The 16,655-nt window shown below is 39.7% G+C and carries 13 protein-coding genes; 11 read left to right on the top strand and 2 right to left on the bottom strand.

The features are described from left to right. The first annotated feature begins 225 nt into the window (after positions 1-225). Both tkt and IQ264_RS10385 read left to right on the top strand, forming a co-directional pair. Positions 226-2,238, top strand: coding sequence for a transketolase (tkt, locus tag IQ264_RS10390; RefSeq protein WP_193980706.1), 2,013 nt, complete (start codon positions 226-228; stop codon positions 2,236-2,238). Positions 2,239-2,656: 418 nt separating this feature from the next. Next, on the top strand, positions 2,657-3,019 hold the full coding sequence (locus IQ264_RS10385; protein ID WP_193980705.1) for a hypothetical protein: 363 nt from the start codon (positions 2,657-2,659) through the stop codon (positions 3,017-3,019). Positions 3,020-3,093: 74 nt separating this feature from the next. Here IQ264_RS10385 and IQ264_RS10380 read toward each other — a convergent pair whose 3' ends face one another. Beyond that, positions 3,094-3,882, bottom strand: coding sequence for an ion transporter (locus tag IQ264_RS10380; RefSeq protein ID WP_193980704.1), 789 nt, complete (start codon positions 3,880-3,882; stop codon positions 3,094-3,096). A gap of 415 nt (positions 3,883-4,297) precedes the next feature. On the opposite strand from IQ264_RS10380, the gene IQ264_RS10375 reads away from it, so the two are divergent. The 8 genes from IQ264_RS10375 to IQ264_RS10340 all read left to right on the top strand — a co-directional run bounded on the left by IQ264_RS10375 (position 4,298) and on the right by IQ264_RS10340 (position 15,926). Continuing rightward, positions 4,298-5,557 carry a glycosyltransferase family 4 protein gene (locus IQ264_RS10375; protein ID WP_193980703.1) on the top strand — a complete coding sequence of 420 codons (1,260 nt, stop codon included), beginning with the start codon at positions 4,298-4,300 and terminating at the stop codon, positions 5,555-5,557. A gap of 459 nt (positions 5,558-6,016) precedes the next feature. Next, positions 6,017-6,448 carry a ribosome silencing factor gene (gene rsfS, locus IQ264_RS10370; protein WP_193980702.1) on the top strand — a complete coding sequence of 144 codons (432 nt, stop codon included), beginning with the start codon at positions 6,017-6,019 and terminating at the stop codon, positions 6,446-6,448. An 87-nt stretch (positions 6,449-6,535) separates the two neighbouring features. Continuing rightward, entirely contained in the window at positions 6,536-7,036 is a 501-nt protein-coding gene (locus IQ264_RS10365) for a CGLD27 family protein (RefSeq protein WP_193980758.1), read from the top strand. Positions 7,037-7,144: 108 nt separating this feature from the next. Then, complete coding sequence (locus IQ264_RS10360; protein WP_193980701.1) at positions 7,145-8,098, top strand: asparaginase; 954 nt, start codon at positions 7,145-7,147, stop codon at positions 8,096-8,098. Positions 8,099-8,554: 456 nt separating this feature from the next. Next, complete coding sequence (locus IQ264_RS10355; protein WP_193980700.1) at positions 8,555-9,073, top strand: group I intron-associated PD-(D/E)XK endonuclease; 519 nt, start codon at positions 8,555-8,557, stop codon at positions 9,071-9,073. 75 nt (positions 9,074-9,148) lie between these two features. Next, positions 9,149-10,618 carry a YcjF family protein gene (locus IQ264_RS10350; RefSeq protein WP_193980699.1) on the top strand — a complete coding sequence of 490 codons (1,470 nt, stop codon included), beginning with the start codon at positions 9,149-9,151 and terminating at the stop codon, positions 10,616-10,618. 123 nt (positions 10,619-10,741) lie between these two features. Then, positions 10,742-12,355 (top strand): AAA-like domain-containing protein, encoded by a 1,614-nt coding sequence (locus IQ264_RS10345; RefSeq protein WP_193980698.1) that lies wholly within the window; start codon positions 10,742-10,744, stop codon positions 12,353-12,355. A 46-nt stretch (positions 12,356-12,401) separates the two neighbouring features. After that, on the top strand, positions 12,402-15,926 hold the full coding sequence (locus tag IQ264_RS10340; protein ID WP_193980697.1) for an AAA-like domain-containing protein: 3,525 nt from the start codon (positions 12,402-12,404) through the stop codon (positions 15,924-15,926). A gap of 52 nt (positions 15,927-15,978) precedes the next feature. On the opposite strand, the gene IQ264_RS10335 is transcribed toward IQ264_RS10340, so the two are convergent. Next, entirely contained in the window at positions 15,979-16,200 is a 222-nt protein-coding gene (locus tag IQ264_RS10335; protein ID WP_193980696.1) for a DUF433 domain-containing protein, read from the bottom strand. A gap of 102 nt (positions 16,201-16,302) precedes the next feature. Here IQ264_RS10335 and IQ264_RS32885 point away from each other — a divergent pair. After that, positions 16,303-16,655: dynamin family protein (locus IQ264_RS32885; protein WP_228061431.1), on the top strand; the 353-nt coding region annotated here is incomplete at its 3' end.

The following is a 16,655-nucleotide window of genomic DNA, read 5'->3' as shown; positions in this document are numbered from 1 at the left end:
AGATTTTTCTCCTACACTCGCCCATACAGGGTAATTGTTAGGTAATTATTAAGGTAGAGGGAATCAAACCAATTACCGTTTGCCAATTACCAAATTACTAGGCAAAAATACTTGCCCATCGATCCCGCAAATGGGATGATGGGTAATAATCTTTTGGAGCGATCCAGAGCGCCAAAATTTTAGTACACCTACCAAGTTTCCGATCGTCGTTAAGAAGAAAAGATTATGGCTGTTGCAACTCAATCCCTAGAGGAACTTTGTATTAACGCTATCCGCTTTCTAGCAGTAGATGCGGTACAAAAAGCTAACTCTGGTCATCCAGGACTGCCAATGGGCGCTGCGCCGATGGCATTTGTGCTCTGGGATCGCTTTATGCGGTATAACCCAAAAAATCCGAAGTGGTTTAACCGCGATCGCTTTGTCCTCTCGGCAGGTCACGGCTCCATGTTACAGTACGCCCTGCTTTACCTCATGGGGTACGATAGCGTTTCCATTGAGGATATCAAGCAATTCCGTCAGTGGGGTTCCAAAACTCCCGGACACCCTGAAAACTTTGTTACCCCAGGCGTAGAAGTGACCACCGGACCTCTGGGACAAGGAATTGCCAATGGCGTTGGGTTAGCGATCGCTGAAGCCCACCTCGCCGCCAAATTCAACAAACCCGATGCCAAAATTGTTGACCATTATACATACGTAATTCTTGGTGATGGTTGCAACATGGAAGGCGTTTCCGGCGAAGCTTGTTCTTTCGCAGGACACTTGGGATTAGGTAAACTAATTGCTCTGTACGACGACAACCACATCTCGATCGATGGTTCTACAGATGTAGCATTCACCGAAGATGTTTCCAAACGGTTTGAAGCTTACGGTTGGCACGTCCTCCACGTCGAAAACGGTAACACCGATTTAGAAGGTATTGCTAAAGCAATTGAAGAAGCCAAAGCTGTCACCGACAAACCAACCATGATTAAGGTGACAACCACGATCGGTTACGGTTCGCCCAACAAGCAAAATACCGCAGGCGTTCACGGCGCAGCTTTGGGTACAGACGAAGTAAAATTGACCCGTGACAATTTGGGTTGGCAATACGAACCCTTCGACATCCCAGAAGACGTACTCAAGCATACGCGCAAAGCAGTAGAACGCGGTGCAGGTTACGAAGAAGAGTGGAACCAAGCTTTTGGTGAATACAAAGCTAAGTATGCCCAAGAAGCAGCTGAATTTGAACGTTTCCTGAGTGCTACATTGCCCGATGGTTGGGATAAAGTATTACCAACTTACACCCCTGAAGATAAAGGCTTACCTACCCGGAAGCATTCTGAAACCTGCCTCAACAAATTAGGAGCAGTTTTACCTGAGTTAATTGGTGGTTCTGCTGACTTGACTCACTCGAACCTGACTGAACTTAAAGGCATTGGCGAATTTCAGAAAGGGCATTACGAAAACCGCAACATCCACTTTGGGGTGCGGGAACATGGTATGGGCGCTATTTGTAATGGGATGGCGTTGCATCATTCAGGATTAATTCCCTACGGCGCTACCTTCTTGATCTTTACAGATTATATGCGGGCGGCGATTCGCTTATCTGCGCTGTCTGATGCTGGTGTGATTTGGGTAATGACTCACGATTCAATTGGACAAGGTGAAGATGGCCCAACTCACCAACCGATCGAAACTCTCGCTTCTTTACGGGCAATTCCTAACTTAACAGTGATTCGCCCTGCTGATGGTAACGAAACTTCTGGTGCTTATAAAGTAGCGATCGAAAAAGCGAAGAAAGATGAGCCTACCCTGTTAGCATTCACCCGTCAAAACGTCCCCAACTTAGCAGGTACTTCGATCGAAGGCGTGACTAAGGGTGGTTACATCGTAGTTGATTGTGAAGGCACACCAGATTTAATTCTGATTGGTACAGGTTCAGAACTCAGCCTCTGTGTTACCGCTGCTGAAAAACTCACCGCTGAAGGTAAGACAGTTCGAGTTGTTTCTCTACCTTCTTGGGAGTTATTTGAAGCACAAGATGCCGCTTACAAAGAATCTGTGCTCCCAAAAGCAGTCACCAAGCGTTTGTCTGTAGAAGCTGGCGCTAGTTTCGGTTGGCATAAATACGTAGGTATGGAAGGCGATACAGTTAGTATCGATCGCTTCGGTGCTTCCGCCCCAGGTGGTGTTTGTCTGGAGAAGTTTGGCTTTAGCGTTGACAATGTGTTAGCTAAGGCTAAAGCATTGTTGGGTTAGTAATTTAAGCAACAAGATTTAGCAGGCAAGATGCCTGTAATATTTGTAGGGCAGGCATCTTGCCTGCCATTTTTTATGCAGATTTTCCGAGAAGAGGATAGGTAAGTTTTACAGTAGGGTAGTCAATACTACTCTATAAGTTCTGTTTTACCTAAGATGAGCTGTTTACCAGACGTTAGAGTGGATAAATGGTCGGAGGTAAATTTAATAAAAAGCCAGCAGGACACGCGCTACTAAAATCGCGTTATTGGAAATAATGATGGATGAAGTGGCTGATAATCTTGAAAAAGCATACTTCCATATAATACTATACCGACAAATAAAACAATAATTAGACTATCTTGAAAACTTAAAAATTTATTCTGATTCTAAAATATTCTGGGATACAAGGGTTCATGCCCACTATCAAGTAGGTATCATGGCATTAATGAAACTATATAACTTTCGCGATCGTAATGATGTTAATACAATTAAGGCAATTCTTAAAGATATAAAATCATTTCATAAATTAAAGAACAAGACATCTTTGAATAGCGAGCAAATTAAGCAGATTGACGAAGACATAAGCTATGTGAGTCTTAAAACAATACCAAACAATTACAATTTCAATGTCCTGAAAACTCATGCAGACTTAACTAAATGGGGGATGCCGTTACCAGATGGAGATATATTGATAGCAGCGACGGCAATTACAAGAGGATTAATTCTGGGTTCACATGATTCTGATATGTTGAGAGTAACGGGAATTACGGTAGAGAACTGGATAAATTTGTCAAGTTAAATAAAAGTGCGATCGCTCTTAACCGATCATTACTCTAACTTTACCGATATCGTAAAATACTAAAATTATTGTTTCTAATTCTCCACACCCTTTTCCAATTTAGTTCCGCAAATTTTACAGAAGTTAGCATCAGGATCATGCAACAATAAACCGCAATTGTGACAAGGGATTTCTATTTCATTAGCCGACTTAACTACGCGCTTAATCAAATCTCCTACCTGCCAGGGAATCAGCGCAATTCCGGTAAAAATCATCATAATCGTCAAAAATCTACCTTCTTGTGAAATAGGTGTCACATCGCCAAAGCCAACAGTTGTCATAGTTACTACAGAAAAATAAGCGGCATCTAAAAAATTTCGGAACACTCCCGGATTTACAGGATGTTCTACTTGATAGATTAAGCCAGAGTAAACAAAAACAATAGCAAATAAAGTAAAAATAATCCGAGTAAGAATTAAACTATCTTCTGTAGTTAAATTTCCAGGTAAGTTTTTGGGGTCTAAAAATCTTAACAAGCGTAGAATTCTCAACCAACGAAATAGGCGGATAAAGCTAATGTCTATCCATCCAATAAAAACAGGTAGAATAGCAATTAAATCAATTACAGAGTAAAGACTGAATATAAATTGATATTTATTCTCAGCACACCACAACCGCAATAAGTATTCCAAAGCAAATGTCAGTAAAATTACGGAATCTACATAACTGAGTAAGTTACGTATTTCCTGAGAAATACTAAAGGTCTCAATGACGAAAATTACTGATGATAATAAAACTAAACCTGTAATAATTAAATTAAGGGATCTACCTGTTGGAGTTTCAATGTCTTCAAAATAAAAGGAGATTTTTTTTCTAAGCAACATAGGTCAAAGGTGTATTCTTTACTTTTGAGAGAGCGCATCTGGGACTAAAAAAACTGAATTCGTCAAGCCAAGTTAGTGTAGAAAATTTTTGTTGACGCGAGCGATAAATACTTGACGATTAATGGGTATCTTAAGTTAAGGTGTGAGCAATGGGTAACTTGTTTAATACTATCCAAACAAAAGGGCATCATTACTCACCAAACCTACCAGGGATGTATTACTACTATCGAGCGTGCTAATTTTGAGTAAGCAACATTTGATCTAAGTATGTACTGCAAAGCAACCAATGCAAAAAACCGCTCAGTATCAGAAACACTCAGATTAATTGATGCGACTTCGGCACATGACAAAAATCTATCTAAGCAAATTACAAACTATCTTCCCCTTCCTCTAGCAAATTCCATAAACTTTTAATATGCGTATCCTAATCTATTCCTACAACTATTACCCAGAGCCGATCGGCATAGCGCCTTTGATGACTGAACTGGCAGAAGGCTTAGTTAAACGTGGTCATGAAGTTCGCGTGATCACTGGAATGCCGAACTATCCAGAGCGACGCATTTATCCAGGCTATAGAGGGAAATTTTATAAATGCGAAGAAAGAAACGGCGTTAAGATTGAGCGCAGTTATGTTTGGATTCGTCCCAAACCAAGTTTGCTAGATAGATTACTATTAGACGGTAGTTTTGTATTAACCAGCTTTCTTCCTGCCTTAATTGGGCCAAGACCAGATGTAATTTTGACCACAGTACCACCACTACCTGTTTCCTTATCGGCTACTTTAGCCGGGTGGCTGCATAACTGTCCTGTGGTATTGAATGTTCAAGATATTCAACATGAAGCTGCTGTTCATGTAGGATTGCTAAAAAATAAATTTGTGATTCGTGCTTTTGAAGCTTTAGAAAAATTTGCTAACCGCGCTGCAACTAGAATTAGTGTAATTGCCGATGGGTTTGTGGAAAACTTGGTTGGTAAAGGTGTGCCAAGAGATAAAATAGACTTGATTCCCAATTGGGTGGATGTTAATTTTATTCGCCCGTTTCCCAAGGAAAACAATGCTTTCCGTAAAGCTCACCAACTTGATGGGAAATTTGTGGTGCTTTATTCGGGTAACATTGCGTTGACTCAAGATTTACCAACTGTAATTAAAGCAGCAGCTTGTCTAAGAGATAACCCAGATATTGTATTTGTGATTGTAGGTGAAGAAAAAGCTCTGGCACGGGTAGGTGATTATTGCCAAATGTATGGAGCATATAACGTTAAGCTCATCCCATTTCAACCTAGAGAAAAGTTGCCAGAAATGTTAGCGGCGGCTGATGTAAGTTTAGTTACCCAAAAACACAATGTAATTGCCTTTAATTTACCTTCTAAAATTCCTGTAATATTAGCTAGTGGCCGCCCAATCGTGGCTTCGGTACCTGCTACTGGAACTGCGGCTAAGGCAGTGCAGCAAAGTGGTGGCGGTGTAGTAGTGCCTCCCGAAGATCCAACAGCTTTAGCTTCTGCGATCGCAAAACTATACGACAATCCAGAAAAAGCAGAAAAATTGGGTAGACAAGGTAGACAACACGCGATCGATTTTTACTCTTCTGAACAAGCGTTGAATCGCTATGAGGAACTCTTTACCTCTTTAATGCCTCAGCCAATTTCCAAAGTTAAACCTTTACCTAATTAAAGTCTTAGTTTTACGGTCGGAATAATCTAAATAAAAAAAGCCAAACCATCTCTGATCGACGTATTTTTAGTGCGATTGTCCCTGGAGATGGATTTTTGGTGTTTAATGAAGAAATATTACAAGCGATCGTGAATCATACTTTGGGCAGACTAAGTATGAACTGACTCAGTTGTAGCCTGTTTTTAGCAGTTATTTTCATTCACAAGCAAACTATATTAACCTGTGACTGGTTGATGGGAATCGCCAGAAACCAAAGAAACCAACAATATTGAACAGCTGCCCCTCTTGATAGCATGACTGTCAAAGGCAGGTTATCATTAGAGGCAAAAAGGCAAAATTGATTTTTCATTATGAACGCTAAACTATAGAAAACCCATTTAGTTAATGAATTCCGAAAGCTGAGGATTTTGTTCAGATAGGAATCATTGAAGAAAATATTGCATAGCGTTAAGGAGTTGAATGTCCGAGAATTTCCCAAATGTAAATTCCACCTTGACCACCGCAGTGGCAAATATTGATGCTAATAAGGCAGCAGCAGATCGAGAAATGCTTGCCACTATTGTAGAGGCAGCATTAGACCGCAAAGGATCTGACGTGGTTGTATTGCGGGTGTCAGATGTATCCTATTTAGCTGATTATTTTGTCTTAGTCACAGGCTTTTCTAGAGTCCAAGTGCGGGCAATAAGCCAAGCAATTCAAGGCCAGGTAGAAGAAAAATGGCAACGTCGGCCTCTGAGAATTGAGGGACAAGCAGAAGCCAACTGGATTCTACTGGATTATGGTGATGCGATCGTCCATATCTTGATGCCGAAAGAACGAGAGTTTTATAATCTGGAAGCATTCTGGAGTCACGCAGAACTAATTAATGTGACCCAAGAACAAGATAGTTGATGATTTACACTACTCAATTGAATTGTCAAATGTCTTAACGAGCTAGATTTGACGCAAGCTTTAACAACTAAGAGTGGATGAGCAATGATGATGGAGTCTTCTGTTTCTGTGTGCCCGGTACCATCTGAACAGCAACCCATCAATGAGTACCAGGAACTAAAAAATTCCTGGTTTTTTAGCTGGGCCACTCTTGAGTGGGGCAGTTATTCGCGAAAGATGGCTTGGATTTGGGGTTGGAGTTGGCTTCTCGCAGGGCCAGTAGCAGCGGCGAGTTTTCCTCCCCAAAAAGCTGTGGGTCAATTTATGCTCTGTGGTGGAGCAATAGCTAGTTTGTTTATGGTTTTGGTGCTGTTGCGGTTGTATTTGGGCTGGTGTTACGTGCGCGATCGCTTGACAAATAGTACCGTTTTTTACGAAGAATCGGGCTGGTACGATGGGCAATGCTGGAATAAGCCGCCAGAGATTATCATGCGCGATCGCTTAATTGTCACCTACCAAGTCCAACCAATACTCCAGCGACTTAACAAAACTTTTGCATTGCTAGCTTTGATTTTCTGTTTAGGTAGCCTAATTTGGGTTTTTCTTTAACTTACTGGCTCCTAATTAGTTGTAAATTAATATTGGGAATTAATCTAAAATCTAAAATCAAAAGTCCAAAATTCCCGAATCGTCCCCCTCAGTGATAAAGTCTTACCCATGACAAGGGGAAAAAGAACTCAAACCGCAGAACTAGAAGTTAGGCTGCTGCGGGAAGGCATTATTGAATCAGCACATCGCGTCCAAGCCGCAGTTTGTGACGACAAAGGGCGCGTGCTTTCTGTAGCAGGTAATTCCGAAACTGCTACCTTTGCTCGTTCATCTCTCAAGCCTTTCCAAGCACTGGCAGTCACTACTACAGGCACTTTAGAACGTTACAGTTTAACAGACCGAGACTTGGCAATTATCTGTAGTTCCCACCAAGGGAATATTGAACAGGTACGACAAGTTTTTAATGTCCTTTGGCGCTGTGATATCGATCCATCCGCGCTTCAGTGTCCAATTCCAGAAGGTAGGCAAAGTCCACTGGAATACAATTGCTCTGGGAAACACGCGGGAATGCTAGCTGTTTGTCAGCAGCGCAGTTGGTCGCTTGTTAGTTATTTACAGCGCAATCATCCGGTACAACAGCTAATTTTGAGCAAAATCGCTGAACTGCTGCGAATGCCGGGAGAGGAGTTTATTCAAGCTCATGATGATTGTGGCGCTCCTACCTATTTGATGCAATTAGGTCAAATGGCATCTTTGTATGCTCAATTGTCCTCTGGAAACAATTTGGATATGGAACGCATTGTCAGGGCTATGACTAGTCACCCGAATATGGTGGCTGGCCCTGGCGAATTTGATACGGAATTGATGAAGCTTACTCAAGGCGAATTAGTTAGTAAGGCTGGCGCTGAAGGAATTCAGTGCATTGGTCGTGTGGGTGAAGGCATGGGTTTAGCTATTAAGGTAACAGATGGTGCTCAACGTGCTAAACGTGCTGTGGCTATTCACCTGTTGCGGCAAATGGGCTGGATTACTCCGACGGTGGCAGAATCCTTGTCAGAAACTTATCTGAACTTGGGTACTTACAAGCGTCTGGAAGTAATGGGAGAATTATCGCTTTTATAGTTGCAATTTGATCTAGTTTATGTTTATACTAGTCAGAGTGAAAGAAAAGCGACGCGGGATAGAGCAGTCTGGTAGCTCGTCGGGCTCGCAAAGCAAAATTAACTAAACGCTTGAAAGTTAGTTTTGTTATGGGCTGTAAGCAAGGAAACTTGTTTGCGATCGCCTCTCAAATTCGGGGAAGCCTTTAGCGTGGTAATCCCGAGCCAAGCTCCAGAAATGGAGAAGGTGTAGAGACTCGATGGGAGGTACCCTAACAGTTAGGCTGAGGGTAAAGGGAGAGTCCAGACCCCAAACTGGAAGTCCAGGCAGTGAAAGCTGTAGTGGTAAGCATAACCCGAAGGTCAGTGGTTCAAATCCACTTCCCGCCACCAAATTAAAAAAGCAAAACCCCTAAAACTGTTATGTTTTAGGGGTTTTGCTTTATGCTGATAAGCATTGGTTCTGAAAGATTAGATTGTGGATACGAAGCTGAAAGGAGACATAGCAGAGCAAGCAGCTATTCTTCATGCTCTTAAGCGTGGCTGGGGAGTTTTAAAACCTGTTGGCGATCGACTTCCTTATGATATCGTCTTCGACATAGAAGGAACCCTGATTAAAATCCAAGTCAAGTATGCTTGGTTTGACGAGTCATCAGGTAATTTTGTTGTAGATAACCGTCGTACTAAAACAAATCGAAGGCTCATGCTTCGAGAAGCTTACAAGCAATCTGACTTTGACTTTGCCCTAGTATATGTAGAGAAGCTCGATCTGTTCTATGTTTTTCCAGTGGAAGTGTTCATTAGCTACGGTAGTGAAATCCATCTAGTGGAAAGTCAAAAGCGACAGCGAAAACCTCGTTCCGCACAGTATCGTAACGCTTGGGACTTAATTTTACAAAAAGTTTTTGGTAAAGAAACAGAGGAACAACAGCCGCTTAAATTCGAGGAGTTTCTTGGCGACATAATTCCAATACAAGCACAATCAGATGGAAATTAAGGATTGCGAACCTTGAAAGACTAAATATTTAAAAGGTTTTGCTTTATCCTAGAAACTAGTTATACAAATAAAATTATGACAGTGAATTTACGGAAACCGATTTTAATTGGCGGAGTAGGGCTTTCATTTTTGCTTTGGCTGTGGCAAGGTGTGGATGATACGTTGGGGCAGTTGGGGGAGTATGCTGTATGGAGTGCGATCGCTCTAGGTGGCGTATTCTTACTCAGACAAAAGAAGGCGAAAAACACCCAGGTAGATTTTGATGTGTCGCTGGTGGAAAGGGCGACTGTGGAAAAGGCGATCGCTCAAGCCGAAAAAGTAATCGATAAATTAGAAGTAGAAGCAGTTAATGGGGATTTAATAGCCAAACTACGACTAAAAATTGCCGAAGTAACAGCTAAATTAGACAGACAAGAGTTAAGCTTGGCGGTAACTGGTGGAAAAGCAGTTGGTAAAACTACTTTACAGGAATTATTAACAAAGAATTGGCTTCCTCAAATCACAAAAACTGTAAGTTTGCAGGAAATACCTGCTTTATTTGTTGCTGATGAAATTGAAAAAGAAGCTGGGAAAACTACTAGCAATGCTGATGTTTTATTATTTGTTGTTAATGGTGATTTAACTAATTCAGAATTTCAAAGGTTGCAGCAATTAAAAGCAGCTAATCAACGGTTGATGCTGATTTTTAATAAGCAAGATCAATATTTACCAGAAGATCGGGAAATTGTTTTACAACAAATTCGGCAAAGATTGCAGGGAATCTTGGAAAAAGAAGATGTAATTGCTATTGCTGCTAATCCAAATGCGATTAAAGTACGTCAGTATCAAACTGATGGAACAGTGCAAGAATGGTTGGAAGAATCTGTTCCAGAAATTGCAGCTTTAACTGAACGTTTGAATGTGATTTTAACGCAACAAAGTCAACAATTAGTTTGGGCGACAACTTGGCGAGAAGCTGTTGCTTTGAAAGGGGAAGCAAAGGAATTTTTAAATGGGGTGAGGCGCGATCGATCTGTGCCAATAATCGAACAATATCAATGGATTTCCGCTGCTGCTGCTTTTGCTAACCCTGTACCAGCATTAGATCTAGTCGCTACAGGCGCAATTAACGTTCAAATGGTGTTAGATTTAGCGAATATTTATCAGCAAAAATTATCACTGGAACAAGCGCAAACTGTAGCCGTAACTATGGGAAGTACAATGCTGAAATTGGGATTAGTGGAAATTTCCACCCAAACAATTACCTCATTTCTCAAAACTCATGCAATTACTTTTGTTGCTGGGGGAGTTGTACAGGGAATTAGTGCTGCGTACTTAACAAGAATCGCTGGATTGAGTTTAATTGAGTATTTCCAAGAGCAAGAAATTAGTTTTGATACTGGGGAAAATGCTTTCAGTATTGAAAGGTTGAAAGAGAAATTGCAAAGCGTTTTTCAACAGAATCAAAGAGTGGTTTTCCTGCAATCTTTTGTGCAGCAAGTTGTGAGTACATTAATTCCGAGTTCGCCTCAGTTACAAGTTTGTGCGGAAGAAAAACTTGGTTAATTTCATTTGTCTAATTAATATTACGCAATTATGCGTACTTCTAAGTAATGAAAATTAACTTTGACTGAGCTAAAAAAACTAGTCCAGATGGTAATGTAAAGGAAAACACTATGGACTATTATTATGTCTTTAAGATTTCCCAACGATCCATTACCACTGAATTCTGCGTTTTATATTGAACGTCCTCCACTTGAAGAGCTAGCTTACTCGGAAATCACTAAACCAGGGAGTTTCATTCGGATTAAAGCACCCAGAAAAATGGGGAAAAGTTCGCTGATGATCCGGTTGATCGATCGCGCTGTTAATCTATATTATCTAACTGCAAAAATAGATTTTCAGCAAGCTGATGAGGAAATCTTTACTTCCTTGTATAAATTTTTGCGCTGGTTTTGTGCCAATGTCAGTCGCCAATTACAACTAGAACCGATGCTAGATGAATATTGGGATGAGGATATAGGTAGTAAAGTTAGCAGTACTTTGTATTTTCAAGGTTATTTGTTAGAGCAAATTAATGCTCCTGTAGTATTAGTTTTAAATGAAGTAAATCGAGTTTTCGAGCATCCTGAAATTGCGAGAAATTTTTTGTCTTTATTGCGGTCGTGGCATGAAGAAGCAAAGCAAACAGAAATTTGGCAAAAATTGCGATTAGTGGTGATTCATTCCACAGAAGTTTATGTATCTTTAAATGTCAATCAATCACCTTTTAATATTGGATTGTCACTTCAGTTGCCAGAATTTACTCTAGAACAAGTGCAAAAATTAGCAGCAATTTACGGATTAGATTGGAAAGATGGTAAAAATGCTAAACAACTAATGGCGATCGTAGGTGGACATCCATATTTAATTAATTTAGCTCTTTATAATTTGGTTAATCAAAGAAATAAATGGGAAAATATCGAGGAATTTTTAACAGTAGCACCTAAACTAGAAGGAATTTATCACCAACATTTGCTCAGTCAGTTAAACACGATTCGCGAAAATCCAGAACTAGAAGAAGTTTTAAAGCAAATAATTAATGGATTTAGGGAACCTTTAGAAGCGATCGCTGCCTATAAATTAGAAAGCATAGGTATAATTAAGTTGAAAGGTTCTGAAGCAACAATTAGTTGTGAATTATATCGGCTATATTTTCAGGAACAACTTTTACAAGTTAGTTCGTTGAGCGATCGCTTACCAAAACAGGCACAAAAACAAGGGTTAAGTGTATCTTTAGATGATGTAACTCAGTTAATAAATCATAGTTATTTTGAGCAACAACTGGAAAAAGTATGGCAACAATCAGCCGCTCAGGAAACTCTCTCATTAATTTTGTGTGCTGTAGATTATTTCGATTATTATGAAAAAATTTATGGTTATAAAACTGCCAATTTATGCTTACAACAAGTTGCTGATACTATCCGTTATATAGTGGATCTTCCTAACGCTTTAATCGCTCGTTATCAGCGTCAAGAATTTGCTGTGCTGTTACCAGGAACAGATCTGACAATTATCTGGCAAATAGCTGAGAAAATCCGACAGCGAGTAAAATCATTGGTAATTCCTTTTGAAGCTCAAAGCATGGATGGTTTTCAAAATTCTATAGTTACAGTTAGTTTAGGCATTGCTAGTAAGATTCCTAGCCGAAAATGTGAGATAAATCAAATAATTTATGAAGCTAGTCAAGCTTTGCGTGAATCTAGAAGAAATGAAGGCGATCGCATTAGCAATTATTTACCCCCTGAAGAGGAAGTGGGATGAAATTTACTAATCACTAAATAAATAGCCAAATATCAGCGATACTCTCATGACAAATTATCTTTATCAAGTTGGCGGAAGTCTAGCCGTTGAAGCACATTGTTATGTAATTAGAAAAGCAGACTCGGAATTATATAAAGCCTTAAAAAATGGGGAATTTTGTTATGTTTTGAACTCCCGACAAATGGGTAAATCTTCACTATTAGTTCGGACTAGACATAAATTACAACAAGAAAGTGTGTTATGTGCTACTGTAGATATGACTCGTATTGGTAGCGAAACGATTACCCCGGCTCAGTGGTATAAAGGAATAATTGCAGATTTATGGCGCGGTTTCAATTTGAGCTTAAAAGTTAATTTTAAAAGTTGGTGGAAAGAGCAAGAAAATTTATCATTAGTGCAGCAATTAGGTAATTTTATAGAAGAGATTTTATTAGAACAATTTTCCCACTCACAGCTAGTAATTTTTATTGATGAAATAGACAGTATTCTTAGCTTAGATTTTCCTATAGATGATTTTTTCGCTTTAATTCGTTTTTGTTATAACCAAAGGGCAATTAATCCTGCCTACAAAAACCTGACTTGGGCGATATTTGGCGTGGCGACTCCCAGTGATTTGATTACTGATAGAAATCGTACTCCTTTTAATATTGGTAAAGCTATAGAAATTAATGGATTTACATTAGAAGAAGCTCAACCTTTAGCTAAGGGATTAACCGGAAAATTTAGAAACTCAGGAAGTATCCTCAAAGAAATTTTAACTTGGACAAATGGACAGCCATTTTTAACTCATAAATTGTGTAATTTAGTCTTGAATTTAAGCAAAGATTCAGTAAGCGATTCTCTGGAAATTTTGCCAGGGACTGAGGGATTTTGGGTGGAGACTTTGGTAAAATTCTGCATCATTCAAAATTGGCAAAGTCAAGATGAACCAGAGCATTTAAAAACGATCCGCGATCGCATACTTCGCAACGAACAACGCGCCGGAAGATTGCTAGCAATTTACCAACAAATCCTCCAAAGTATTCAAGTTCCTGCTGATGACAGTCGGGAACAAGAAGAACTTTTGTTATCAGGCTTAATCGAAAGAAAATATGGATTGTTCCAAGTCAAAAATCTAATTTATCAAAGAGTTTTTAATCAAGATTGGGTGGAAAAGGAATTAAAAAAACTACGTCCTTATTCCCAAACATTCGATGCCTGGATTGCTTCCCAAAAAACTGATACCTCGCGTTTATTAAGAGGACAAGCTTTAAAAGATGCTCAACTTTGGGCGCAGGGAAAAAGTTTGAGCGATTTAGACTATCATTTCCTGGCTGCATCTCTAGAAATCGATCACCAAGAAACCCAGAGAAAAATAGAAGCCGAACGCACTAAAGCAATTGAAACTCAATTAATTGAAGAACAAAAACGATTACAACAAGAACAAAAAATCGCCCGGTTACAAAGGTTATTTTTAATGTTAGTGAGTAGTGCTTTTTTCCTCGCTTCCGCTTTAGGATTAATTGCATTTTGGCAATATCGACAAGCCAGAATTAGCGAAATAAGAGCGTTAACTTCATCCTCAGAAGGCTTATTTGCGTCCCATCGTCAATTAGATGCAATGATCGAAGCGATTAAAGCCAAACGCCGCCTCCAAGACTTAGGAGATGTCGATCCTGAAACTGCTAAAAATGTAGAAATAGCCTTAAGACAAACAGTTTATGGAAATAATGAGTTTAACCGTTTAATCGGACATCAGGGTAGTGTTTTGAGCGTTGATATTAGTCCTAACGATCGCTTAATTGCTACAGCAAGTAATGATAAAACTGTTAAACTTTGGCGGCGAGATGGCACACTTTTACATACTTTAAAACATACCGCAACTGTTCATCGGGTGGCGTTTAATCCTGACAGTCGCTTGATTGTTTCTGGTAGTTTAGATGGAAAGATTAGACTGTGGAGTATTGATGGTAGATTAATCCAAACTATCCAAGGTCATCAAGTTTCTATTTGGGGAGTAGCATTTAGTCCCAATGGTAAATTTATTGCTTCTAGCAGTAGTGATAAAACTATAAAATTATGGACAATTGATGGCAAATTATGGAAGACTTTAACAGGTCATCAAAAAAGTGTTTGGAATATTGCCTTTAGTCCTAATAGCCAGATTGTTGCTTCGGCGGGAGTTGACAACACAATTAAGCTTTGGACAATTGATGGTAAGTTACTAAAAACCCTCAAAGGACATCAAAATTCGGTTTGGGATGTGGCATTTTGTCAGCAAAGTAACTTATTAGTTTCTGTTAGTTCCGATCGCACTGCTAAACTCTGGAAGCTAGACGGCAGTTTAGTAAGAACATTGGAAAGTAACTATAGTACGATCGGGGTTGATTGTCAGGGAGAAATTATTGCCACTGGCGACAAAAATAACACGGTTACAATTTGGAAAACTGACGGTACTTTAAAGAGAAAATTACAAGGACATCAGGCTGTAATTCGAGATTTAGCTTTAAGTTCAGATGGTTTATTAGCTGCTTCTGCCAGTGATGATGGTACAGTAAAACTCTGGGAACGCAATCAATATCTTTTAAGACCTCTCTACGGACATCAAGATACTATTTGGGATATTGCGACTAGTCCAAATGGTAAGTTAATTGCTTCAGTGAGTGGTGATGACAGCCTGAAATTATGGGGGACTGATGGTATACTTTGGCAAACACTCAAACCAAAAGAATATACTTTTCAGGGTGTAGTTTTTAGCCCAAACAATCAGATGATAGTGACAGGTAACAATAATGGTAATATTCAACTTTGGCATTTAAGTCAGGGAAAAAATTTGCCGCTAAAACTGTTAAAAACTTTTAGAGGACATCAAGCCAGCGTTTATGCAGTTGCCTTGAGTTCAAATCGCAAAATTATTGCTTCTGCGGGAGACGATCGAACGATTAAATTGTGGAACTTTGATGGCAAATTACTGCACAGTTTTATCGCTCATTCTGAAAGAATTTGGAAGTTAGCCTTTAATTTTGATGGTCAATTTCTCGCCTCCGCAAGTGCAGATGGTAAGGTAAAAATTTGGCAAACAAATGGTAATCTAGTAGCAACGCTTTCCCATGAAGGTGCTGTTTGGGGAATTGCTTGGAGTCCGCAAAAAAATATCATCGCCTCCACCAGTCGGGATGACATTTTGAAACTTTGGACGGGGAATGGCAAACTCTTAAAAACTATTCCAGGGCAAAGTCAAGGGTTAACTAGAGTTGCTTTTAGTCCAGATGGACAAACTATTGCTACTGCGGGAGTTGATAATACAGTAAAGTTATGGGATCTTCAGGGAAAATTGTTAAGAACTTTGCCGGGACATCAGGGAATGGTGATTAGTTTAGCTTTTACTCCTGATGGTAAATTTTTAGTTTCTGGTGGAGATGATAGCACTGTGATTATTTGGGATTTAAAAAAGATAGAGAATCTCAATGAGTTGGAGTATGCTTGTAATTGGGTAGGAGATTATTTGCGAACGAATGTAGAGGTGGAAAAGAGCGATAAGCCTGACGGCACGCTTCGCGATCGCCATTTGTGTGACAATATCAAAAACTAGTTAGTGTAGAAATAGCGATCGTACCTTTTTAATTATCTGAAACAGAAGTTGTTTATACTGTCTCAAACTCTGACAAATCACGGGCATAATCTAAACAAGCTGCTATTTGTTCTTTTGATAAATCAGGAAACTCTTGCATAATTTCATCCTGACTTTGGCTAGCTGCAAAATAACCCAAAATCAAACTTACCGGAATTCTAGTACCTTTAATTCTCGGTTTACCACGCAGTATGTTTGGTGTCGTAACTATATGTTCTCTCCAATTAACCGTCATATTTCGTTGCTTCCATCAATCAACCATAAATATAGTGTAAAATACGCAATTAATTAAATATTAGTCAAAATAGAACTGTAAGCCATTTTTCCCGATTTAACCTTGAGTAACACGCCATTCCCTGAAACTGAACCTTCCCCAGCGCGAAGTCGCCAAGACACTCACTTTAACCGTGCTCGTTCCAGCATTCGTCGTGCCCTTTCGGGACATTCGGCAAAAGTGCGGGCAATGTTGCGTCCAGAAATTGAAGTTTTAAACAGCACTTTAGAAAAGTTAGATCAAGGCGTAATTTGTATTGCTGCTTTTGGTTTAGTTAGTCGGGGAAAATCAGCAGTTTTAAATGCTTTAATCGGGCAGAAAATATTACAAACAGGCCCACTTCACGGCGTTACTCAATACCCTCGTTCTGTACGTTGGACGATCCCCCCCCAACCCCCCCTTAATAAGGGGGGGAG

The sequence above is a fragment of the [Phormidium] sp. LEGE 05292 genome (assembly GCF_015207735.1).
In the GTDB taxonomy this organism is placed as follows: Bacteria; Cyanobacteriota; Cyanobacteriia; order Cyanobacteriales; family Aerosakkonemataceae; genus Floridanema.
The sequence above is the reverse complement of the archived record's forward strand: the minus strand, read 5'-3'. Positions and strand labels throughout refer to the sequence as shown.